This window comes from Microbulbifer maximicatervae (SeqCode) (assembly GCF_052467815.1).
Genome location: NZ_CP174326.1, coordinates 4,218,985 through 4,243,282 on the forward strand (window position 1 = coordinate 4,218,985; position 24,298 = coordinate 4,243,282).

Consider the following 24,298-nt stretch of genomic DNA (forward strand, 5'->3'; position numbering starts at 1 on the left):
GGCCTTCAAGGCCCGCTCTACGGAGCTCTCAGAGACTCCCTGATTACTATGTAAATTTTCTGGCATGAACTGGTTATAAAGGTTAGTTTTCAGGCACATTTACCCTTATCTGCCAAATCTGAAAATATGGGTATTCTGATACGTATAAATCTGCTGCTACCTACAGACAAGCTGCGTTGATATTGATTGGGGTCGTAATATTTGGCTCTATACCCTAAGGAAACCTGTGACCTCAAGTGATTACTCCTTAATCAGCATTAACTGTCTAGCTATAAAATATTGTGGATGGTCTTGCTTTTGCCGGCAGCAGTACCTAGCCAATTCGGAAGTAGTGCATAAGTACTCTCACCTTCAATAACACAGGGCGGGCTCTTCAGCTAAATAAACCGGAAGCTAAAAATAAATTTTCCAGTTCTCACTAATGAAAAATCACTAGCTAGTAAGAATCACTAAATAGCAATCTAGATTTTTATTGCAGCCAATAGCCGACTAGAAGATACCTATTGGCTTTTAGATGGCCATCCACTACCCTCCATTATAGAAAGGAGGATAGATATGATTCGAGCAGTTAAACACTCTGACTCTTTAGAAATCGCTAAAATCTACAATTACTATGTAAAAAACACCTATATTACTTTTGAAGCTGAACCGGTTTCCACTGAAAATATCGTCAACCGAATCGAGGAATGCGCAAAAAACAAGCTTCCCTGGCTTGTTGCCGAAGGCGAAGACCGCGTACTCGGCTATTGCTATGCCAGTAAATGGAAAGGGCGCTGTGCATACCAGTACTCCGTAGAGGCTACCGTATATTTGGATATGAACTATGCCTCAAAAGGCTGGGGTTCAAAGCTCTATGCAGAACTGTTTAAACAGTTAAGCGAACTCAATGTCCACGCAGTAATCTGCGGTATAGCTCTACCAAATACTGGCAGCGTAGCACTTCATGAGAAGTTTGGAATGGAAAAGGTTGCTCATTTTAAAGAGGTGGGTCGAAAATTTAACCAATGGATAGATGTCGGTTATTGGCAATGCTTACTCCCATTAAAAATGGTTAAAGCATGAAACAAGAATTTCATACCCGGAGTGCATTTGTAATACATATTACTGCGCACCCACGTTAACTCTAACAGGACTTTTTACCTTAAAATGGTACCAAAATTTCTCAAAGATCATAATTGCACACTTTTACGCCGCAAGGACTATTGCATCGAGTAATCGAGACTTCATTTCATTACCGGAAAACCAACAATGCCGGCTACGAGTTCAATTCTCATAATTGCTTCAGCTGGCTGAGTATGGGACTACTAAAGGGCTCAATAAAATAACGGGCTCAGTTTTCGACCATTAGTTAACCCAAGATGAGGCTATTTCAGAGCTGGATGAAACAAACCCAGCATCACATCAAGGATACAAAGTTAGCTAGTTTCACATAAGCAATGACCTCTCCGCATCAATGTTACTTGGTGAAATCCAAAGGTCGAAAACGAAAAATTGCGACTTAGCCTTTACCTCTGCAAAGGCGCGCAATAGCTACCTAACGCCCTAACCTTACAATATTGGTGATAAATGGCGATTCCGCCTGATCTTTCCTAACTTACAGCTTATCTATATTCAGGGAAGCGGTTTTACCCATCATATTTACACTCAAAACAAGGGTGGAAAAATTGCTACCGAGAAAGCCGCAGCAATAACTGGGCTGCATTTAATTTAGCTTATACTCCATCAAAAATAACCGGGCTATATGACCACTACACTTTTCATCACGAAATCCCAACTCATTAAATGCGACATCAAAACTAAAAACGAACATTCGATTATCACCAAACAATCGAATATACTCGCGTAACAGATCGAGATAAGATTACTAATAATGTAAAATAGAAGAGTATTTCTAATTCAGGGGGAGCAAAATGATTTTTTCAACTACGGAAACAGTGCCAGAAAGAGAGATATCGGAGATATTGGATATCGTTACGGGTAACGTTGTTCAGTCAAAACATATTGGCCGTGATTTAATGGCTGGCATCAAAAGCATTGTCGGAGGAGAAATCCGGGGCTACACAGAGATGTTAACCGAAGCGAGAAACAAAGCTTTTCAAAGATTGAGTGACAGTGCCCGGCAAAAAGGCGCTGATGCCGTAGTAGGCATTCGTTTTACTACAAGCGCAATTATGGATGGCTCTTCAGAAATTCTTGTTTTTGGTACGGCTGTAAAACTAAAAAGATAGATTGAAATATCCCTAAATTTTGACACGCATGCTCGCAGACAACTGGCTCAACCTACAAATGATTACAAATTTATTTGACCCCTAAAGCTCCACCGCAAACTGCCCCAGTTTTCTCCGCACTGCAGGAATAGAACTGGCGGCAGCGATTAACGCTCGAAATTCAAATCTTGCTTTCAGGGATTGTCCAGTAATCATTTTCCGACCACGCTCAGTAACCTCAATAACCTTTTTATCTTCTTGATGGCGCAATTCAGAGTAGCCTAGGAGCTGCCCCTCAGTGATCCGTTTTGCCAATTCGGCTGCATCAGCTATCCCAAGGTTCATACCACGACCTCCAACCGGAGAGTGGCAATGGGCAGCATCCCCAGCTAGATGTATCCTACCCTTTGAGTAAGTTTCCGCTTGCCGAATTGAGATTTTAAAGGTTCCCTCCCGCCGAACCCTCTTAACATCCACCGCCATCGGAAATGCTTTAATTGCATTATCACAGCTAGCTACCAGACGGTGTCGGCCTTCTCCCAATGGCACTGCAACAGCGACCACGCCAGATTCCATTTTGACCAAGGTAAACTTTCTTTTAGGAGGCCAATCCCCTGTATCAACATCCGCGATTGACCACACTTCTTCCAAGTCAAATCCAGGATAACTGATACCTGCAGCTTCACGAACAGTACTGCGAATACCATCCGCTCCTACAACCAGGTCAAATCGCTCCTCTTCACCATTGTCAAAAAAAGCCACTACCCCGCTCTTTTCCTCGGTAAGGGTTTTGAGTTCTTTCCTATATTCAACTTCGACTCCCATACCAAATAAAACCTGAGCCATGAGAGCTTCAGTTCTGTCTTGAGGAAGTCCAAGAATGGCGGGGAAATAAGTCCGATCGGAATGAAGGGGAAACTCTAGTGCTAAATGCGTATTTAGGTAAATGCATGCGCTCTGAACCGCGATCCCCTCAGCAATCAACTTTTCAGAAACGCCAGAGTGTGAAAGCAACTCAAGGCTGCGAGAAGTAACTCCCACCGCTCGACTAAGGGTTGAAGCGCTATCCCGGCGGTCCACAATTCTTGGCAATAGCCCTCGCCGAGCAAGCTCGACCGCTGCTGTAAGGCCCGTGGGCCCAGCCCCAACAATCAGTACTTTCACAAGCTACCTCATATAACCCCACCTAACATTAAGATAGTACACATGAAAGAGTAAAAGTGACTTTAAGGTCTGAGACTCTTAATAAAAACCCAGGCCGCTACCTATGACTTCTTTATAGCAATACTAGTCCCGCTTTGTGAGGACGTAATTAAAAAGGCATGGCCATTACAAACTCTATCTGCCTTTAGCTTTTTGTTCCACAGTTCTATGCTTGGGTATTATTTATGTTGGGTTTAAGTCTGGTATTCAGTATAGTCTTTGAAGTAGAACAAGCTTAGGCTAGAACTGAGGCATAACAAAGGAATATCAAAGTGAAAAGAATTGCCACCGCACTGCTATTTTTATTTGCGGCGATTGCCTGCTACGCTTTCGGAGTCCCTGTGGGAGGAGTAATCTTCCTTGCTCTTGGCATTATCTTTGAAGGAATCTTCTGGATTAAGCTATTTAAACGTAAAAAGGAGCCAACATAGGTGTAGTGATACAACGTTATTTCGGCTAGATTCAATTGAACTAGTGATTATCGAATAAACTACACGCCTCAACCTGGCACCATAGAACAGGAAGGTCGCTTACTCCCTAAGCCACCTAATTGCCATCCCATCATTCCATAAATTTATTTTCCAGCCATCAGTAATCCCCACCTCACTATTGGTACGCACTTGCATCAGGAATAGATACCGAGCACGGAAACCATGGAGGAAACTTGAGACATATTTAAAGACGGACTAAATTGTGCGTCGTTAAATGGATTCTATAAGGAAATACCCATGTCCCTTCACCGCTCACCACGCTGGATTGCGGTCATTCTTCTTTGTCTTATTGCTATGGCTTGCTCACAAGAAAAGTCAGAGAAGAAACTCGCTGACACCCCCAAGCTTGCGGAAGGCGGGAGCGTTGAAGAGGGTAACAACCAGGCACAAGCTCTCAGCGTCACTAAGAAAGTGCATAAAAAAGAAGCGGCGTCTTCTAGTGAAATAAGCTCGAAAGCTGATGAAGTTCAGCGCACTTCTGAAACTAATTCTACTGAGCTGACAGAGAATGATGCTACCCCTGCACAAGTCACAGCCAGTGCCAGTACTCAAATCTCCGGGGATCACTTTCTAAAGGTCCTCCATGTTGGGGAGCGGACGTTTAAAGATGCACGGGCCATCGCTGTTATCTTTTCTGAACCTTTACTGGGCAATGCCCATTTTGGCTCCTACTTGAATCTATCCCGTGACGATGGCGAGCGTGTAGATGGTGGTTGGGTTCTCTCCGATAACCAGAAAATTCTCTATTTTCCTCATATTGAACAAGATACTCGCTATAAACTCACCGTGCTCCCGGGTCTGCCCGGCGAAAACGGCTTGGAGTTACAGGAAGAGAAACAGGAGAGGCTTCGCACCCGACGGATTGAGCCCAGTATCAGCTTTGCCAGCAATGGAAGTATTTTTCCCGCGACGGTAACTCCCGGCCTACCTGTTACTGCAGTCAGTGTTGAGGCCGCACAGATTCACTTCCATAGAGTGAAACCTGAACATTATTCCGAGTTCTTCAGGCTGATCAAAAGCCAGTCACTAAAATACTACTACCGCTTGAAGTCCCTCAATCAAGTGGCCGATTTTGTCTATAGTGCCCAGTTCGATCTCACCAAGGAGAAATATGTCCAGCGAGATTTCGACCTCTCTATCGGGCATATAAAGCCCCTGCAACAACCAGGTATCTATGTCGCGGTTATGCAGCCGGCAGGCATGTATGACACCAATCTCTATGATGTCACCCACTTCTCTATCTCCAACTTAGGCCTTCATGCGCGGTACTATCCAAACAGTGTTGACCTCTATGTTTCATCTCTGGATGAAGGGCAGGCTCTTAAGGGCATTGAAGTTGAGCTGCTCAACAACAAAGGGGAGCTAATCCAGCAATACACAACCGACCAAGACGGCCAGGTGCGCTTTGCTCTGACGCAGGAACAGGAAGACTCACAGCGCTTCTTCATCGCAAGAGATCCTGATACCGGTCACTTCTCCATTCTCGACCTGCGTGAACCTGCATTGGACCTTTCGGATTTTCAGTTGGGCCAGCGCCCTTCAAGACCGATGGAGTTTTTCATGTATGGCCCGCGAGATCTGTATCGTCCCAATGAATCGATCCAGGTGAGCGGGCTGCTGCGCAATTATGATGGTCGCTATATCAAAGACCTGCCGATCAAGGCAGAACTCATAAAGCCGGACAATACCAGCGCGCGCGCATTCACATGGCACGCCAGCGCGCCCGGATACTACGAAAAGCTTATCCCACTTCCACAAAATGCACCTACCGGTGACTGGCGTTTGGATGTTGAGCTAGCCGATGGGCGCAAAGTGAAATATCCATTTAAGGTAGAAGAATTCTTGCCAGAGCGAATGAAGCTGGTTTTGCAAGACGGTGAAGAGCGCAGTCTGGTAGAGGGCCATAAAGAATCTTTCGAACTTCAAGTAGAAGGTAGTTATCTCTATGGTGCGCCAGCGGCAAAGAACCGCCTGGAAACTCTGGTGCAAATTAGCCACTATCGCGAGCCCTTTCCCCAGTGGAAAGGGTTCTTATTTGGGAACACTAGTGAATCTTTGCCCACGCGACAGTTTCATGCCCCAACGATTGAGCTCAATGAGGAAGGGTTGAGCAATCTGACTTTGCGCTCCCGTTGGAAACGAGCAAAGAGCCCGCTGAAAATCAACTTGGTTTCCAGCCTGTTCGAATCCGGCGGCCGCCCGGTAACTCGCCAACATCCAGTCCTGGTATGGCCCACACACCCGGTGGTAGGTATTCGCCCAAGTTTTGGAGAGGAAAACCCATCGGCCAACAGCAGGCCTGAATTTGAAATAGTGGTTGCCGACGCACAGGGCGAGCCTGTTATCGGGCGGGATCTCAAAGCGGTGTTAATTTCCGAAGACCGCCAGTACTTTTGGGAGTACTCTGCAAATCGGGGCTGGCACTATGAATACTCAAGTGCTGAATTTGAAACTTTCAGTCGCCAGCTCCAATTCACCGAAGAGCAGCCACTTAAGCTCACAGTCCCAGTGGAACATGGCCACTACCGCTTAGAGGTCACTGATACCAATACGGGAGCAACCAGCAGCTTACGCTTCCACGCCGGCCGGGACTGGTATTACTGGTGGCGTAAGGATCAAGTAGCCAAAGGCCAGGCTGCGCGTCCAGATACCGTGGCCCTATCACTGGATAAACCTAGGTACTCTTCTGGAGATCTGGCGCAACTCACCGTAGTACCGCCCGCTGACGGAGAGGCGTTGGTGTTGGTGGAGAGCGACCAACTATTGTGGTCCAAACGACTACCTGTAGAAAAGTCGGGCACCAATATCGAAATCCCAATCTCTCCTGAGTGGGATCGCCACGACACCTATATTTCTGTTACTGCTCTGCGCCCTGCGGACAAGAGTGAGCGTATCGCCCCCAATCGCGCTTTTGGTCTCGCCCACCTGCCCCTGGATCGCGATCCTCGGCGTCTGCCCATTTCACTCGAAGCGCCCACGAGTGCCCTGCCCGGCTCGGAAATTGAAGTTACCATTTCTGCTGACGAAAATTCTATCGAACAAAACGGAAGCAAAGCCTGGGCCACCCTGGCCGCCGTCGATGTCGGTGTACTCAATATCACCCGCTTCGAAACCCCGGATCCCTTCGAGGCCTTTTTTGGCCAGCGCCGTTACGGTGTGGATGTAAGGGATATTTATCATCGCATTATTGAATCCAACAGTGGCAAACTGGTGGAGCAACGTTTTGGCGGCGATGCGGAACTGGCCCGAGGCGGCGACGAGCCCAACTCCGACGTTCAAATAGTATCTTTATTCTCAGGACCCGTTGAATTTGATACTCAGGGCCAAGTAAAGGTCGCGCTACAACTACCGGAGTTTAACGGACAGCTGCGCCTGATGGCGGTTTCTTTCAGCAAAGACCGATTCGGTAGCACCGACGGAGAAGTAACAGTCGCCTCACCGGTTGTCACCCAAGCCGCCTTGCCTCGCTTTATGGCCCCTGGTGATAGCAGCACACTGGCCCTTGACCTCAATAACTTAAGTGGCCGCTCCCAGAAACTCACTGTAAATATGCAATCAGTGGGCGCGGTAGATTTGGAAATGGGTGAGCGGATGCTGGAACTGGCGGATGGTGAACGCAAAACTTTGCGCTTCCCTATCACCGCCAAAGATGCCACCGGAGATGCGGAGTTCAAACTGGTCGTGCAGGGTGCCGTCGATAAAGATGGAAATAATATCAATATCGAACAGCAGTGGCGCCTGGGCGTGCGCCCCGCTTGGCCGGCAACCACACGCAACCAGCGCAGACTCCTGTCCCAGGGCGAGAGCTTCAGTGCCGATAGCAGCTTCCTGGATTCCCTAATGCCTGGAACTGTTCAAACCCTGGTATCCCTGGACAGCCGACCGCAACTGCAGTTACAGGATCACCTATCCAACCTCCTGCAATATCCTTACGGCTGCCTGGAACAAACCTCCAGCCGGACCTTCCCGCTAGTCATGGCAACGCCGCAGCGACAGCAAAAACTGGGCCTTGAACCTCTGGATGAGAATGAGCGGGCCGAGCGTATCGACGCAGGTATTGAACGCATTTTCAGCATGCAAAAAGGGAACGGCAGCTTTGGCCTATGGAATTCCGAGTCTTCCGAAAGCCAGTGGCTAACCGCCTATGTAGTCGATCTTCTATTGCGGGCCCGGGACCAGGGAATCGTATTTGACGATAACCGCCTGGAATCCGCACTCAAGCGCCTGCAGGATTACGCCCGTGAGCGCGGTACTTTCTATCAGCAACGCTATAGCTATAGTCCCGATTTCTATGCTTATGCCTCAAGAGCTTACGCTGCCTATGTGCTCTCACGAGTACAGAAAGTGTCTCTCGGGCAACTGCGTACCCTTTATGAAAGCGGCTCTAGCCTGACCCAATCTCCCTTGCCAAATCTGCATATGGCAATCGCTTTGCACACCATGGGCGATGCCACCCTGGCCCAGGAGGCCCTGCAAAAAGCGCTTAAAATCGAGCGCAAACGCCGCAGCTACTATGGCGATTATGGATCAGACCTACGGGATACGGCCCAAATGATCTCCCTACTCCTAGAGCACAATTTCGCAGGTGATAAAACGGAATCCCTGGTGTTCGAACTGGCAGATCTTCTCCACGGCCGCCAATATCTCAGCACCCAGGAGCGCAATAGTGTGTTTATGGCTGGAGCACAGTTGCAACTCAATAGCAGTGCAAACTGGTCTGCGACTATGGCCAGTATTGATGGCTTGCGCGAGCTCAATAGCGATAACCCGCACAGCGCATTATTCCGTGGGCGCGAAGCCGCCAGCGCACTTGAGGTAACTGCACAGATAGAAAAGCTCTATGCAGCAATCACTATCAATGGTTACAGCAAGGAGTCGCCAGAGGCGGAGATGAATAAAGGTGTCAGAATTAAACGCAGCTACCACAATTTGGATGGCACGGAAGTCATTCCCAACCAGGTTCGTGAGGGCGAGCTTTACCTGGTGCGTTTACAAATTGATGCGGACCAACGCCTGCCCGACCTACTTGCAGTGGACCTATTGCCCGCAGGTTTTGAGCTGGAGAATCAAAACCTGGCCGACAGTGTCAAAGTGGATGAACTCGAGTTCGATGGCAAAAGTATTGCCCAGTGGCAGGACACCCAGGACAATATCCAACACACTGAATATCGCGATGACCGCTTTGTGGCGGCACTGGATCAGCTGAGATACAAAACCACCAATCTCTTCTATATCACCCGCGCAGTAACCCCCGGCAACTATCAGGTACCCCCACCCTACGTAGAGGATATGTACAAACCGGAACGCTTCGCTATCGGTGAAAATCCCCTAACGCAAATGCGGGTAATCGGTAAACAGTGAAGCTGTTGGCCACTATCCGGAGAGCCTGGCAAAGCAGCAGTCGCAGAGTTCGCGCACTGCTGCTTGCGCCCGCCGCCCTCACAGCGGTACTGCTACTGCTCGACTTTGCTTTCCCTCCTCCTCTTCCCGAAACTCAAGATTTTGCACGAGTCGTTGCAGATCGTTACGGCAAACCACTACGTTTCTTTGCCGACAGTCGCGGAGTTTGGAGATACCCAATATCTCGGGAAAATGTATCACCGCGCTTTATCGAAGCTCTTCTCACCTACGAAGACCGACACTTCTATCGGCACCCCGGAGTAAATCCGCTAGCCCTATTGCGAGCTTCAGTCCAATACCTTCGCAATGGACGAGTCGTTTCCGGCGGTTCCACTCTCACCATGCAGGTAGCGCGACTACTGGACCCACACCGCAAAACTCTGCCGGGCAAAACCAAGCAGATATTGCGTGCATTGCAATTGGAGTGGCACTTCAGCAAGAATGAAATTCTCGATCTGTACCTGAACCTCGCACCTTACGGCGGCAATATTGAAGGCGTGGAAGCAGCCAGCCGTCTATACCTGCGTAAATCAGCCTCCGACCTTACCCATGCGGAAGCTGCACTGCTAGCTGTACTCCCTCAGGCGCCGAGCCGCCTGCGGCCAGATCGGCATCCTTTAAAGGCACAAAATGCCCGGGACAAAGTTCTGGATAGGCTGCAGTCATTTACCGTCTGGAGCGCAGAGGATGTTAAACGCGCCCAGCTTGAGCAAGTCTATGCGGAACGCTTGGAATTCCCGCAAAACGCCCCGCACCTAGCCCGCAGACTGGTAAATACCATCAGCGACCAAGAAGTTATTCGCACCACAATCGACGGCAACATCCAGCGCGGATTGGAAGATTTCCTTCGGGATCATATGGATAGCTATCCAGCCAAAACATCTGCAGCTGTTGTAGTTTTGGAGAATTCCGATTTATCCGTGCGAGCCTACGTGGGAGCTTCTCATTTTGGTAACGGGCGCCGCTATGGCTATGTGGATATGGCCAGGGCTGTACGCTCACCGGGCTCTACGCTCAAACCCTTTTTGTACGGACTTGCCATTGATGAGGACCTGATTCACAGCGCCTCCCTGCTCAGCGATGCGCCCCGCATCTACGGCGATTACCGCCCTGAAAATTTCCATCGAGGCTTCGCCGGCCCTGTCACCGCCACTGCCGCCCTTCAGAAATCTCTCAATGTCCCTGCAGTTCAGCTACTGGAACATTACGGCCCCGGTCGATTGGCCGCAACCCTGGAGAATGCCGGACTAGCACTAGAGTTTCCCAGTGGTGGTAGACCCAACTTGGCCATGATTTTGGGGGGCGTAGGTGCTCGTCTTGACCAGCTGACAGGTATTTATGCCGCACTGGCACGGGGAGGCCAGACTGCAGCTCCCCGCTATTTACCCGAGGAGCCCGTACGTGAAAGGCATCTGATGTCTCCTGAGGCGGCTTGGATTACATTTGAAATCCTCGCTTCCAATCGCGGAGGTTCCCGCCGTTGGCGCAATCTGGTGCGACAAAACAAGGCAGATATCGCCTGGAAGACAGGCACCAGCTACGGCTATCGGGATGCATGGGCGATTGGCGTAACTCCCGGCTACACCGTCGGCATTTGGGTAGGCCGACCGGACGGCACTCCCCTACCCGGTTACTATGGCTCCATTAGTGCTACACCTCTATTGAACGCAGTTATCGCCGCATTACCAGACAACAAACAACAGCACCTGAAAAAGCCAGATTCAGTAACTCAAGAGACTATTTGTTGGCCGCTTGGGGGCCAGAAGACGCTCACACAAACCAGCCACTGCCATCTGCAACACAACGCCTGGTTAATCCAAGGGCGCACACCCAGAACACTATCGCCGCAAGGTGAGCCTCTGCGGGCAGCACAAACCTTTAGTTTCTTTGCAAACCGGCAAGGTATGCGGGTAAAGCCCAGTTGTATGGATTCTACTACTGAAAGGCATAGCCTAGCCCTTTGGCCAAAAGAACTGGAATCCTGGCTACCCGCAAACCAAACCCGGGCCCAGCAAATTCCTCCGACGGCTCCCGAGTGTTACACCCCGACTGCAACAACAGGAACTCCACTAAAAATTATCGGAGCTGGAGACGGTAACCAGTATCGACCTACCGGCAAAAATGCCCCACTTCCGCGTTTGACTCTGAGCGCGATTGGCGGACAGGGAAAGCGCTATTGGTTCCTAAACGGTGAACCCAAGGGCGAAACCCTCGGAAACGAAAATCTGGCACTACTTCCGGGCAGTGGTAAGCACCAAATTGCTGTACTGGATGTTAGCGGGAATGTCGATCGGATTGTGATTTTTGTAGGAAGCGACAACTGATTTTCATAAAGCAGAAGACTGCCATGTCGTTTCTCTCACTGAACATATCCCTTAGTGTCACCCTATCGGCAATCGAGTGTCAGCATTGGCGTGAAACATCGTAGTTCGGGTTTAATTTTAGTAACTCCGCAACTTACCCAAAATAGGGAAGACGCGAATGCACAGCACACCTTAAACGCAGTATATCTTTCCGTCTTCTCCAGCAGTATCACTTACACGCTTCTACTTTCCCCAGATTAAAACCTCCCCGAACTTAATCCAAACAGGCAGGTTCTGCTGTTACATGAGTATTGCCAATCCAAGTATTACTTCCACTACAGGTTGGATCGCTAGGATCACGTAAATCAAATGCAGAATTATCAAGCGATGTATTCCCTACCACCACATTATTCTCATTATTGAATCCAGCGATATTGATACCGGCTGTATCAGGCGAGCCATTTGTCCCATTTTCCATTACTATATTTTGTATTATAGAAGTACTTGATACATCCACATTGAGTTCAATCCCATTACTCGCACTGCCGGTAACAAAGTTTTGAATAACTGTTGTGTTACTTTCATTAATATCAATTCCGTTATCACCATCAGTACTACCGACAACAGTATTTAGCTGAACCAGTGTAAACACACCATTTACCGTAATTCCCTGATCACCGGCTGATTCAATATAATTATTGATAATTTGGTTTCGATCGCCTCTAACATCTATACCATCATCATTGCCAGTATCAATAATTTGATTCCCAACAATATTATTGGAGTTACTATCAATAACAATTCCCTCTCGTGGAGAGTTTAATATCATAATTCCATCTATGGTATGAAATCCATCTCCCTCCAGGTTTAAACCATCTGGGCAGTCGGTTATCGTCCCACCATAAACGGCACCAGATAATCCATTAACCAAAATTCCAGCAATACTTTCTAGATTTGGGTTGTCACAAATAATTTCCCCGCCCTCTGCCATCGTAAGGCTTCCACCGGGTCCAGTTACTGTTACCGCATAGGGATTCGCCAGGCTCAGTTCACAATTTAGCGTTTCCGACAGGGTTTCAGCTGTTGTTATAACATCGCCACAATCAACAGCCATAACTAGTGGTGATGAGAACAAAGTAGCACTTGTGACGAAAGCTGTGACTAACTTGTGGTAACAGGTGTTCATGGCAGGTCCCTCTCATTGATATAAGAAAATTGTAGGCATAAGCCACACTTCACGTTTCCAATATCAATGAAAAGAATTTATTCTGAGCCTAAGGGGGCTTTCATTATATTGCTCTATCTCCCATCTATTGTTTGAGCTAGGCAAGCATAACGAAACTTTGATAACGCCAGTAAATAGACACTGTAATTGCCTTTACAATTTACCCAATTAATCCTTGAGGCCTACTAAAAGAACCTCAATAGCGATTCACCCCTATTTATCGTCTCCTTAAAAGCTATTCTCGAACAGGACGTCATTTATCGACAGCTGTCCACCACGCCCATTCGCAACTTTTGCCGCTTTTCCAATCACTATCATCATCCCGATCAAATAACCTTCGGGCAAATTGATCAGCTCAGCGACTCTCTCTGGGTCAAACCCAACCATTGCACCTGTGTCATATCCCATCGACTTTGCCGCTAACATCATGGTTTGTGCTGCCAATCCGCAGCTTCTAATAGCCTCGTCCCGCTGTAGTTGCTGCTTACCCTTGTAGAACTCAGTTAGCATTGGCACTAACACATCCCTAGCCTCTTTCGGCGCTTCGGCCCAGTACCGCTCCGGCCGGTCGCTCCAGGCATTAATATCTGCACAAAGTATGATCAACTCAGAAGCATCTTCTACTTGCTGTTGCCCCCAGGCTGCATCTTTAAGCTGACTGCGAAGGGAAATATCTGTGACACGCAGGAAACGCCAGTGCTGAATATTGTAAGAAGTCGGCGACAACATGGTCGCCTGGACCAGACGGGTGAAGTCCTCGACAGGCATCTCTGCAGTGATATCGAAATGCTTAACCGAGCGGCGGGATTCAACAGCTTTAAACAATTCCATAAGTTTCTCTCTGACTATCGTTCGTTGATTGAATGTCGATGAGAAGAAGCTTATTGGGTTTCCTTATCGTTGATAATGGGGTTCGACGGAGACTTACTGTTGACGAAAGGTTAACAATTTACTGATCCCAGTAAGGTGTATCGCCGCCAAAGTACTCTATTGCAAAGTCTATAAAGGCGCGGACTTTGGCTGGCATAAACTGCCGCTCAGGGAAAACCGCATAGATAGACTTGGCAGGCATCTGGTACTCCTCAAATAGAGGAATTAGCTTTCCAGCCTCAATGTCTGGTCCTGCCACGAAGGTGGGTAAGCGACCTATCCCTACACCCTGAAGAAGAGCTTCCCTCAGTGCCTCACTATTATTTACCTGGTAGTTACCCTTCACCTCGATGGTATGTAAGTGATTGTCTTTGATAAAACCCCACTCTTTCACATCCCTGGAATAAGTAAAAATCAGGCAATTATGGGCGCTCAACTGCTCCAGTTCTGTGGGCTCTCCGAATTCCTTCAAGTAGGAAGGTGACGCACAGAGTACACTTTTCAGAGGTGCAAGTTTGCGGGCAATCAGGCTGGTATCGGGAAGGTCACCTCCGCGAATAGCGATATCAAAGCCCTCCCCCACTAAATCGACAACTTTATCGTCCAGTATCATGTCGATACTAATCTCGGGGTAACGCTTCATAAATACGGGAATTAAGGGAGCCAGGTGTAATCTACCAAAGGACATAGGAGCATTGATCCGCAAGCGCCCCCGAGGCTCCCCCTGTAGCTGCAGAACTGCGTCTTGTGCATCTTTGGCCGATTTATAAGCAATGCGTGCGTGCTCATAAAAATGCTCCCCAGCCTCCGTCAGGCTCAACTTTCGCGTAGTTCTGTGCAAAAGCTTCACCCCAAGCTGCAGCTCCAACTGGGTAACCCGCTTGCTTACCGCTGATTTTGAGATGCCAAGTAACTTTGCCGCCGGGGAAAAGCCACCGGTTTCTGCCACAGTCACAAATATTGGAATTGCTGCAATTGTCTCCATAGGCGACTGTTTCCTTCTCCTCAACAGTGAGTGTCTATAATGCTGGATTATCAGTTTACCAGAAACGACATACACTTATCTCTCGCTAATAGAGGGAAGAAGCATGAGTGAGCTTACCAGGGACATAACCCCATCAACTACAAGCCCCAACACCTCGCTCTGGTGGGTTCACTGCCTGATGATTCTTTGTACACTACTGGTTGCAGGATCATTTCCTATTGGGGAGTTAATCGCCGATTCACTCCCGGCGGATTCCATGATGTTGATTCGATTCTTAATTGCGGCGGGACTATTTGCACCCTTCATATTTTTAAAGCACGGGATTCAGCTTCCAGAACCCAAAAAACTGCTGGGATATGCTCTACTCAGCATCCCACTAGTTATCTTTTTCTGGTGTATGTTTGAAGCACTCAAATACACCACTGCAGTGAATACCGGCGCTCTTTTTACAACAGTTCCGGCGATGACAGCCATCTTTACTTTGATCATCAATGGCGAGCGAAGCAGCACCCGCAAAGTTATCGGCCTAACCCTTGGGACTCTGGGTGCAGCCTGGATTGTATTCAAGGGGAGTGCCTCAACAGCGATAACGCTAGACCTAAACAAAGGGGATTGGATATTCACCCTAGGTGCTATATCACTCAGTTTATATAACCCGCTTATCAAGAAGGTTCACTCAGGGGAGCCTACAGAGGTCATGACATTCTGGGTTATTCTATTTGGTGCGCTCTGGTTACTATTGCTCTCTTTTCCAAACTTGAACCAGATAGAATGGCGAAATATACCCACCGAGACTTACGGCGGGCTATTCTATTTAGCCTTATTCTCAACTTTAATTAGTTTTTTTCTGCTGCAATTCAGTACATTAAGGATCGGGGCAACTAAAGTAGCAGCATATAGTTTCTTGAATCCGATATTTGTACTAATAGTGGCCATAGTATTGGAAATGGCAAACTTTAATATCAGCTTTATACCTGGAATAGTGTTGGTCTTTGCAGCCATGCTATTTATCCAGGCGGAAAAACCTAAGGAATAATATCTCTGAACAGCTTATAAGAGATAGAATCGCACTGCCATCAACAGGTGCAATAATTCTAGTCGACAGGCTTTTCTATCTCATAAATTGCATCAGAAATATCCTCCAACTTAGAGGACACTATTACCTGAGCATCATGTAAACCCTGATTATAAAAGCCAGCCCCCATCTCCTTTGCAAGGAAATCAATAAAGAACTCCGCTTCAAAACCGCCAATTTCCAGCTCAAATTCTTTAGACAAATAACCCCTAACCTTTTCGATTAGCTCTGATTTCCGTCTTTCTTCCAACTCTATTGTAGACATTATCTATTTTCCACCAATACACAGATTCAGAACAAACACCCAGACTCGTAGGAGAATAACACAAATCTTGAGTCTCCTTAATGAAACCCAAATGAGCACCATGCACACCGATGCTAACCTTTATCAATAAACCGGTCGGTGCTAGATTCAAGTCTATTCGGACTAACAAGAATCAAACAGGATCTAAATGAGACTCTTTAACTACTTACTTGCCCTTCTTATACTGGGCAGTAACTACGGTTGCTCAGAATCAGGCAACGAAAGTTCAGTAACCTCATATAACAATGCTCGCGCCTCCAGTAAGGTAGTTGCAGATATTCGGTTCCCGGAACCTATTTCAGGCGGCAATCAAGGTGGGCGAGGTCAATATATTGCTTACGAACACTTCCTGACAACTGAGCTACCTGCTGAAGAGGTTGAACCTGTATTCTACAAGCTCCAATTACTCTGCCAGCAAGAGATGGAGAAAGAATGCACAATATTGCATTCTAGTCTCAGCAACGGTGAAAAGCCCTACGGAAGGATTCACTTTAGAATCCACCCCAGCGGGGTCGACAAAATCATTGATCTGGCATCAGAGCAAGGAGCAGTGATACAGCGAGAAACCAAAGCAGAAGATTTACAAGATGTCATTATCGACAACCAAAAGCGCCTTGAAATGTTACTTCAGTATCAGTCGAGGCTTGTAGAGCTGGAACAAAAATCTGCCAGTGACATCGATACTCTAATCAAGGTTGCTGAAAAGTTAGCATCGGTACAATCTGATATTGAGTATTCACAGGGGAAAAAAGCTAAACTGCTCAAGCGAACTCAGATGGATGTGGTTCAAATTGAGTTACACTCAAAATCCTACACTTCTTTCTGGGCCCCCATATCAAACTCCCTATCTCATTTTGGTGGAAACTTGTCTGACGGGTTATCTGAAGCAATCACTGCAATCGCATACCTTTTACCTTGGACTCTTATCGCCCTATTTTTATTTTATATGATTCGCATAATTTGGCGCAAAACTAGATCCTAGCTACTTACATAACCCCAAGATACTTGCATGCCTTAACAAGGCAAAAGAACTCGTAAGAAGCTTTGACACCACACACGAGATATAAAAAAAGCCGGACAATTTAAAATGATCCGGCTTTTTATTATGGAGCAGCAGTAACTACTTAGAAGTTGTAGTTAAAGCGCACACCGTAGCTCATTGGGGTAGAGAATGGTCCGGATACCAGGCCATCACTTCCATCTGCGTAGTACGGAACAACTTCGTCAGTCAGGTTGTTGCCATAGGCTTCAACATTCCACTGATCGTCCGGGCTTACGTACTTCACAGAAGCATTGACCATCCAGAATGCGTCACGACTATCATCGTAGGCCGAAGTATCACCAACCGGGAACTCATGCTTGTCAACGTTCCAGTAGGTCAGGTAAGACTCATCTTCCCAATGAATACCGATAAACGGAATAATTGCACCGCCGTGAGCCAGCTCAAAGGTATGATCGTAATTGATGGTGAAGCTGAATTCCGGTGATACCGGCAACTCATTGCCCTTCAGGTTACGGTATAGCTCCTCGTTACTATTGTCGTGAGCTGCGCCCCAGTCATCAATCTCAAACAAGGATTGGTTATTGAAGTTCCAGCGGTTCCAGAAATCAGAGGTAATTTCTGTTTTCATCCAAGTGGCAAAACCACTAATTCTGCCATTCGGATAGGGAGCCCAGTCAAACTCAAACTCCATACCCATTATTTCTGCTCTAGCAGCATTTTTTGTCAGATAGATAACATAGGGCTCAGTAGTGATATCACCCGTCAAGTTACCTTCGTCATCCCGCTCCTCAACATAGTAAGTATACGCAGTATCCGGTGCGGCAAGCTGCATATCTTTATATTGAGAGAAGAAGAAAGTATTAGCCAGATTTAAGCGGCCATCAAGGAAGCTACCTTTAGCACCAAATTCCCAAGTAACAACCGATTCTTCATCGTAGTTGGTATCGTAGGTTCCAGCTACTACTCGATTGCCATCCTCATCATAAATATACTCAGCGGTATCTGGGTCTTGCTCGTATTGATAAATAACATCACCCAAACCACCGGACTTAAATCCAGTTGCAACATAGGCATAAAGCATAACGTCATCAGTTAGATCGTAATCCAAGCCGATGCGATAATCTGCATTGCTCCATGTATCACTAGTATCATTGTAGGTTTCTACAGTGTAGATCGAGTCGTCAGCAAAGTAACCTGTTGAGAGAGTATTAAAGGTAGCTTGATCATAAGCCGGGAAGCAGCCATATTCATCAGCGCCCCATTCTATGGACCAATCACGGGTACAACTTAAATTGTTGCCGCCCTCATCGCTCTTCTTATCCTGAGTGTAGCGTCCGCCCAGTGTGAGGTGGATTGTATCGGTAAGACTGTAAGTTGCCTGAGCAAATGCGCCACTAGCCTCAACAGTTCTATCTGGCTGGCGCCAGAAAACGGCATTATCCAGTGAAGCCAAGAAGTAACCATTAAGGTCATTGGTCTCATGGAAATAGAACAGGCCAGTGATCCATTGAAGTGGAGCATCATCGGTAGATTGGAGCTGCAGCTCGTGGGAGTATGAAACATTTTCTGCATCAGTGATGCTCATGCTCATGTCCCAGGTATTTCGACCTGCATCAACATCGATCAGGTTACTGCGGTTTTGTACTGCATAGCCAGTGTTGTACACAAATGCCATGCTATCGCTAAAGTCCCAGCGGAAGTTGGAACGGAATGCACTCATGGTAAGATCAAGTTCACCAGGAACATTCACAGCTACAGTGTATTCATCCGCACCGGAACCGTAATAAGTTTCGCAATTTACGCCATCATCGCGCTCATCAGCTTTATCACAGTCAATGGTATTAATACCACCGGCACTTTTGTCCTCATAATGCTCAACTACGGCATACCAGGAAATATCTTCACTTGGTTCCCACAGGGCACCAATACGTACGGCTTGCTGGTCAACATTCCCGTAGAAGTCATCTGCATCAGCCCTTACCAGGGAAACATCCTCAGATGCCCACCAGTTTCCATTTTGGGTAAAAGTGCGTTCTGCATCGTCGGAAAGAGTAGATGCACCAAGGCTATCAGCATCAATATAACGATTGTCGTACTGGTTAGCATCGTAATAACCAGTCAGGTAGGAATCACGCGTTTCATCCATAAAGGATGCGCGAAGTGCGAAGGTGTCAGAAACCGGGATATTGATAACACCCTTAACCAGCTCTTGATTCCAGCGGCCAAGTTCAACACCGACAGAACCTTCAAATTCGTCAATTACCGGTCTTTTGGAGATAACGTTGATGGCACCTACTGTGGAGTTGCGTCCATATAGGGTACCCTGCGGCCCACGCATGGCTTCAACCCTTTCGGAGTCAAACATCATTGCCATTGCGGACTGCGGACGTGCAGAGTAAATACCGTCAAAGTGCAAGCCTACCGCCGGATCGCCAAGTTCACTGGTATTAGTAGAGCGCACGCCGCGCATAGAAATTACTGGGGAGGACTGGGAGGCATCGTAGCCAATATCCACGTTGGGGATAGTGTTGCCCAGATCTTTTACATTCTTAATACCCTGGCGATCAAGCTCTTCTTGCGTAAATGCACTGATCGCTACGGGGGTATCCATCAAATTGGTTTCGCGCTTGGTTGCGGTAACCGTTACTTCTTCCAGCGCCCAATCGTCATCCTGTTGGCTATCTTCCTGAGCCCAAGCCGACACTACCGCGACATTTGCCATTGCAATTGCAAAGGTAAGTGGTTTTTTAATTCTCATTGATGTCTCTCCAATCTGCTGCAAAAGGAAAGCCACATTTATTTTTTAATGAATGGCCATCCCATAGGGCCGTCGGCAGTACGGCGGCTAGGCTAAAATCTCAAAAAGAAGGGACGTTAGAAACTCAGATACGATAGAGCGGATCGCGACTAGGACAAAGAGGACTAGTTCACAATTTGCTGTCACTAGTTGCGACCAGCAAGTCAAATAAGTACTGAAACCGTAGGATTCTTACACCAGCTTTCTACGAATATTGGGAGTTTTTTAGAGAATATCTGCTTGCTTACCCAACGCCTCGCATCCCAACAGCAGGCCTTAAATATACGTACGCTGAGCAATAAAGGCTATATCTAAACAGACCTAGATGTGACTATTAAGGCAAGCCCTGTCTCACAATGATAAAAATACAGCTTTTTCTGAGATAAAAAACTACCTGAAAACATAGGAGAACCGAAAGAAAAGTTGCTGTCAGAATACCTGAAACTTATATTTTCCTATAAAGCTAAATATATGCGGAATATAAAATTTGACTGGAGTAAAAATTTAAAACCGATTCCTAATCAATTTTTAGAGAAGGAAAATAAAAAGGGGCCCAAAGGCCCCCTATAAAGAAATCACTAAAGTCCTAAAAGCTATCGCCAGGTATTCGCACCCAACCCTCCATTAGGATTCGAGCGCTGCGACTCATAACAGCCTTGATAGCAGTCCACTGCCCTTTGACCTCTTTGGCTTCAGCACCCACACGCAAGGTGCCTGATGGGTGACCAAAACAAACGGAGTTGCGCTCACCCCCGCCGGCAGCAAGGTTGACCAAAGTCCCAGGGATCGCTGCGGCGGTGCCAATGGCTACCGCTGCCGTGCCCATCATGGCGTGGTGCAACTTGCCCATAGATAAAGCGCGCACGAGGAGGTCGACCTCGGAAGATGCTACTGCCTTGCCACTGGATGCAGCGTAATCCTGCGGTTTAGCGACAAAAGCAACCTTAGGGGTATGATGGCGATTGGCAGCTTCTTCAATGGTAGAAACCAATCCCATCTTTACCGCACCGTGAACGCGAATGCTCTCAAACATCGCCAGTGCTTTGCTGTCACCGTTAATGGCATCCTGCAATTCAGTGCCGGTGTAGCCAATATCTTCTGCATTGACGAAAATCGTCGGAATGCCAGCATTGATCATGGTGGCCTTGAGCACACCTACATCGGGCACTTCCAGATCATCGACCAGATTACCGGTAGGAAACATGGCACCCTCACCATCGGCGGGGTCCATAAATTCCACTTCCACTTCAGCCGCCGGAAAAGTTACTCCGTCTAGCTCAAAGTCCCCGGTTTCCTGAACTTCACCATTGGTCATAGGTACATGGGCAACAATGGTCTTGCCAATATTGGCCTGCCAGATGCGCACGGTGCAGATGCCATTTTCTGGCACTCTGTCGGGCTCTACAAAACCGCTATTAATCGCAAAGGCACCCACGGCGGCGGTGAGATTGCCGCAGTTACCACTCCAATCAACAAACGGCTTATCGATGGAAACCTGGCCAAACAGGTAGTTCACATCGTGATCGGTTTTATCGCTGGGCGACAAGATTACCGTTTTGCTGGTGCTTGAAGTAGCGCCACCCATACCGTCGGTTTGCTTACCGTAGGGGTCTGGACTACCAATCACACGCAGCAGCAGGTTATCACGGGCCTGCCCCGGCACCTGCGCAACTTCGGGCAAATCTTGCAGGCGGAAGAAAACGCCCTTGCTAGTTCCCCCGCGCATATAAGTCGCGGGGGTTTTTACTTGAGGAGCAAACTTCATAACTCAGGCCGTCGCTTCTGCTTCGAGGAAGTCTTTAGCAAAGCGCTGCAAAACACCCCCAGCCTCATAAATGGAAACCTCTTCTGCGGTATCCAGACGACATGTAACAGGAGCCTCAATCGTCTCACCATTAGCACGGTGGATAAGCAAGGTCAGCGTGGCATGGGGAGTGCGCTCACCGATTACGTCGAAACTCTCGGTACCATCGACACCCAGGGTTTCACGGGTAGTGCCCGGCTTAAACTCCAACGGCAATACACCCATACCGATCAGGTTGGTGCGATGAATTCGCTCGAAGCCTTCGGCAACAATCGCTTCCACACCGGCAAGGCGCACACCTTTCGCAGCCCAGTCACGAGAAGAGCCCTGCCCGTAATCAGCACCTGCAATGATAATCAGAGGCTGCTTCCGATCCATATAGGTCTCGATGGCTTCCCACATACGGGTAACCTGCCCTTCCGGTTCGACTCGAGCCAGGGAGCCCTGACGGACCTCGCCATTATCATCGCGCACCATTTCGTTGAGTAGCTTCGGGTTGGCGAAAGTTGCACGCTGGGCAGTGAGGTGGTCGCCACGGTGGGTCGCGTAGGAGTTAAAGTCCTCCTCCGGCAATCCCATTTTCGCCAGGTATTCACCGGCAGCACTGCTGGCCAGAATGGCATTGGACGGAGACAAGTGGTCAGTAGTGATATTGTCACCCAGCACCGCCAGCGGGCGCATGCCCTTCAAGCTGCGCTCGCCCGCCAGGGCACCTTCCCAGTAAGGTGGCCGGCGGATATAGGTGCTCATCGGGCGCCAGTCGTAGAGTGCGTGGCCCTGCTCTTCTGCGGCATCCCGCTCTTCGAACATGGGAATATACACATCGCGGAACTGCTGTGGCTTCACGCTCTGACGTACGATCGCATCAATCTCTTCGTCGCTGGGCCAGATATCTTTCAAGGTAATCGGGTTGCCATCGGCATCGTATCCCAGCGCATCTTTTTCAATATCGAACCGAATGGTGCCGGCAATAGCGTAGGCAACGACCAGTGGCGGTGAAGCCAGGAAAGCCTGCTTGGCATAGGGGTGGATACGACCGTCGAAGTTGCGGTTTCCGGACAGGACCGCAGTAGCATACAGGTCGCGATCGATCACTTCCTGCTGAATTTTCGGGTCCAGGGCACCGCTCATACCGTTACAGGTGGTGCAGGCGAAAGCCACTACGCCGAAGCCCATCTGCTCCAGATCCGGTAGCAGGTCGGCCTCTTCCAGATACATTTTTACCGTTTTGGAGCCTGGAGCCAGAGAGGATTTCACCCAGGGTTTGCGGGTCAGGCCGAGCTTGTTCGCATTGCGGGCAATCAGGCCTGCGGCAATCATATTGCGCGGGTTACTGGTATTGGTGCAGCTGGTAATCGCGGCAATAATCACAGCACCATCGGGCATCTCACCGGCTTTCTCTTCCCAGGCTTTAGCGATACCGCGATTGGCCAGTTCCGAAGCCGGCAGCAGCGCGTGGGGGTTGGAGGGGCCAGCAAGGTTGCGACCCACTGTGTCCAGGTCAAACTTCAGTACGCGCTCGTATTCGGCATCCTTCAAGGTGTCGAACCAAAGGCCCGTTTCCTTGGCAAACTTCTCTACCAAAGCTACCTGCTCATCATCGCGGCCGGTGAGTTTGAGATAGTCGATGGTTTGCTCATCGATAGAGAACATGGCCGCAGTAGCGCCATACTCTGGAGTCATATTGGAAATAGTGGCGCGATCGCCCAGGGTCAGGTTGGAAGCCCCCTCACCGTAAAACTCCAGGTAGGCTCCAACCACGCGCTCGCGACGCAGGAATTCAGTGAGAGCCAATACCAAGTCGGTACCAGTAATACCCGGCTGCAACTTTCCGGTGAGCTCCACTCCAACAATATGCGGCAGACGCATATAAGAGGCGCGGCCAAGCATCACGCTCTCAGCTTCCAGGCCGCCAACACCCACAGAAATCACACCCAGAGCGTCTACCATCGGCGTGTGGCTGTCGGTACCGACACAGGTATCCGGGAAGGCCACGCCCTCGCGCACCTGCACCACCGGAGACATTTTCTCCAGATTGATCTGGTGCATGATGCCGTTACCGGGGGGAATCACATCGACGTTTTCAAATGCGGTTTTGGTCCAGTTGATAAAGTGGAAGCGATCTTCGTTACGACGCTCCTCTACCGCACGATTTTTTTCAAAAGCATCCTTCTCAAATCCGGGGTGCTCTACCGCGAGGGAGTGATCCACAATCAACTGGGTGGGAACAACTGGATTTACCTTGGCGGGATCACCGCCTTTATTGGCAATGGCATCGCGCAGACCGGCCAGGTCTACCAGCGCAGTTTGGCCGAGGATGTCGTGGCACACCACTCGGGCTGGAAACCAAGGGAAGTCCAACTCGCGCTTACGCTCAATAATCTGTTTCAGGGAGTCGGTCAGTTTTGCCGGCTCGCAGCGACGCACCAGGTTTTCCGCCAGAATACGTGAGGTATACGGCAGTTTGGCATAGGCTCCGGGCTGGATCGCGTCAACAGCGGCTCGGGTATCGAAATAATCGAGGTCTGTACCGGGCAGTGATTTGCGGTAATCAGTATTCATAGCAGGTAAATCAGTCGAATCTTTTTTTAAAATCGTATCTCTTCTGAGGGTGGCTCCAGGCCACTCACC

Annotated in this window: 15 protein-coding genes; 7 read left to right on the plus strand and 8 right to left on the minus strand. The window is 48.6% G+C overall.

The genetic code is table 11. The features are described from left to right. Nucleotides 1–555 precede the first annotated feature (555 nt). A complete protein-coding gene (locus tag ACJJIW_RS18300) occupies nt 556–1,062 on the plus strand; it encodes an arsinothricin resistance N-acetyltransferase ArsN1 family B (protein WP_282932650.1) in 507 nt (168 codons plus the stop codon). 848 nt (nt 1,063–1,910) lie between these two features. Then, a complete protein-coding gene (locus ACJJIW_RS18305; RefSeq protein ID WP_444935999.1) occupies nt 1,911–2,228 on the plus strand; it encodes a heavy metal-binding domain-containing protein in 318 nt (105 codons plus the stop codon). 81 nt (nt 2,229–2,309) lie between these two features. Here ACJJIW_RS18305 and ACJJIW_RS18310 read toward each other — a convergent pair whose 3' ends face one another. Then, complete coding sequence (locus tag ACJJIW_RS18310) at nt 2,310–3,371, minus strand: FAD-dependent oxidoreductase (protein ID WP_282932648.1); 1,062 nt, start codon at nt 3,369–3,371, stop codon at nt 2,310–2,312. 311 nt (nt 3,372–3,682) lie between these two features. Between ACJJIW_RS18310 and ACJJIW_RS18315 the strand changes: the two genes are divergently transcribed. From ACJJIW_RS18315 to pbpC, 3 genes are all read left to right on the plus strand, one after another. Then, nucleotides 3,683–3,841, plus strand: coding sequence for a hypothetical protein (locus tag ACJJIW_RS18315; protein ID WP_444936000.1), 159 nt, complete (start codon nt 3,683–3,685; stop codon nt 3,839–3,841). Between the two features lie 297 nt (nt 3,842–4,138). After that, nucleotides 4,139–9,262 (plus strand): alpha-2-macroglobulin family protein, encoded by a 5,124-nt coding sequence (locus ACJJIW_RS18320; protein ID WP_444936001.1) that lies wholly within the window; start codon nt 4,139–4,141, stop codon nt 9,260–9,262. Further along, nucleotides 9,259–11,625, plus strand: coding sequence for a penicillin-binding protein 1C (gene pbpC / locus ACJJIW_RS18325; RefSeq protein ID WP_444936002.1), 2,367 nt, complete (start codon nt 9,259–9,261; stop codon nt 11,623–11,625). The genes ACJJIW_RS18320 and pbpC overlap by 4 nt, the downstream gene beginning before the upstream one ends. Before the next feature lie 253 nt (nt 11,626–11,878). On the opposite strand, the gene ACJJIW_RS18330 is transcribed toward pbpC, so the two are convergent. From ACJJIW_RS18330 to ACJJIW_RS18340, 3 genes are all read right to left on the minus strand, one after another. Continuing rightward, nucleotides 11,879–12,790 (minus strand): right-handed parallel beta-helix repeat-containing protein, encoded by a 912-nt coding sequence (locus tag ACJJIW_RS18330; RefSeq protein ID WP_282932644.1) that lies wholly within the window; start codon nt 12,788–12,790, stop codon nt 11,879–11,881. 267 nt (nt 12,791–13,057) lie between these two features. Continuing rightward, a complete protein-coding gene (locus ACJJIW_RS18335) occupies nt 13,058–13,660 on the minus strand; it encodes a nitroreductase family protein (RefSeq protein WP_282932643.1) in 603 nt (200 codons plus the stop codon). 118 nt (nt 13,661–13,778) lie between these two features. After that, nucleotides 13,779–14,684: a LysR family transcriptional regulator gene (locus ACJJIW_RS18340; RefSeq protein ID WP_282932642.1), complete on the minus strand. Its 906-nt coding sequence runs from the start codon at nt 14,682–14,684 to the stop codon at nt 13,779–13,781. Between the two features lie 103 nt (nt 14,685–14,787). On the opposite strand from ACJJIW_RS18340, the gene ACJJIW_RS18345 reads away from it, so the two are divergent. Continuing rightward, the gene (locus tag ACJJIW_RS18345; RefSeq protein ID WP_282932641.1) at nt 14,788–15,720 is read left to right on the plus strand and encodes a DMT family transporter; all 933 of its coding nucleotides are present in this window, start codon (nt 14,788–14,790) and stop codon (nt 15,718–15,720) included. Between the two features lie 58 nt (nt 15,721–15,778). Here ACJJIW_RS18345 and ACJJIW_RS18350 read toward each other — a convergent pair whose 3' ends face one another. Continuing rightward, nucleotides 15,779–16,024: a DUF2164 domain-containing protein gene (locus ACJJIW_RS18350; protein WP_282932640.1), complete on the minus strand. Its 246-nt coding sequence runs from the start codon at nt 16,022–16,024 to the stop codon at nt 15,779–15,781. 187 nt (nt 16,025–16,211) lie between these two features. Here ACJJIW_RS18350 and ACJJIW_RS18355 point away from each other — a divergent pair, with 187 nt between their 5' ends. Beyond that, nucleotides 16,212–17,045: a DUF4349 domain-containing protein gene (locus ACJJIW_RS18355; RefSeq protein ID WP_444936003.1), complete on the plus strand. Its 834-nt coding sequence runs from the start codon at nt 16,212–16,214 to the stop codon at nt 17,043–17,045. Nucleotides 17,046–17,187: 142 nt separating this feature from the next. Here the strand turns inward: ACJJIW_RS18355 and ACJJIW_RS18360 are convergent, their stop codons facing one another. The 3 genes from ACJJIW_RS18360 to acnD form a co-directional block, all read right to left on the minus strand. Next, nucleotides 17,188–19,824 carry a TonB-dependent receptor gene (locus ACJJIW_RS18360; RefSeq protein ID WP_444936004.1) on the minus strand — a complete coding sequence of 879 codons (2,637 nt, stop codon included), beginning with the start codon at nt 19,822–19,824 and terminating at the stop codon, nt 17,188–17,190. A 625-nt stretch (nt 19,825–20,449) separates the two neighbouring features. Beyond that, nucleotides 20,450–21,628: a 2-methylaconitate cis-trans isomerase PrpF gene (gene prpF, locus ACJJIW_RS18365; protein ID WP_444936005.1), complete on the minus strand. Its 1,179-nt coding sequence runs from the start codon at nt 21,626–21,628 to the stop codon at nt 20,450–20,452. Nucleotides 21,629–21,631: 3 nt separating this feature from the next. Continuing rightward, a complete protein-coding gene (acnD, locus tag ACJJIW_RS18370; RefSeq protein WP_444936006.1) occupies nt 21,632–24,229 on the minus strand; it encodes a Fe/S-dependent 2-methylisocitrate dehydratase AcnD in 2,598 nt (865 codons plus the stop codon). Between the last annotated feature and the right edge of the window lie 69 nt (nt 24,230–24,298).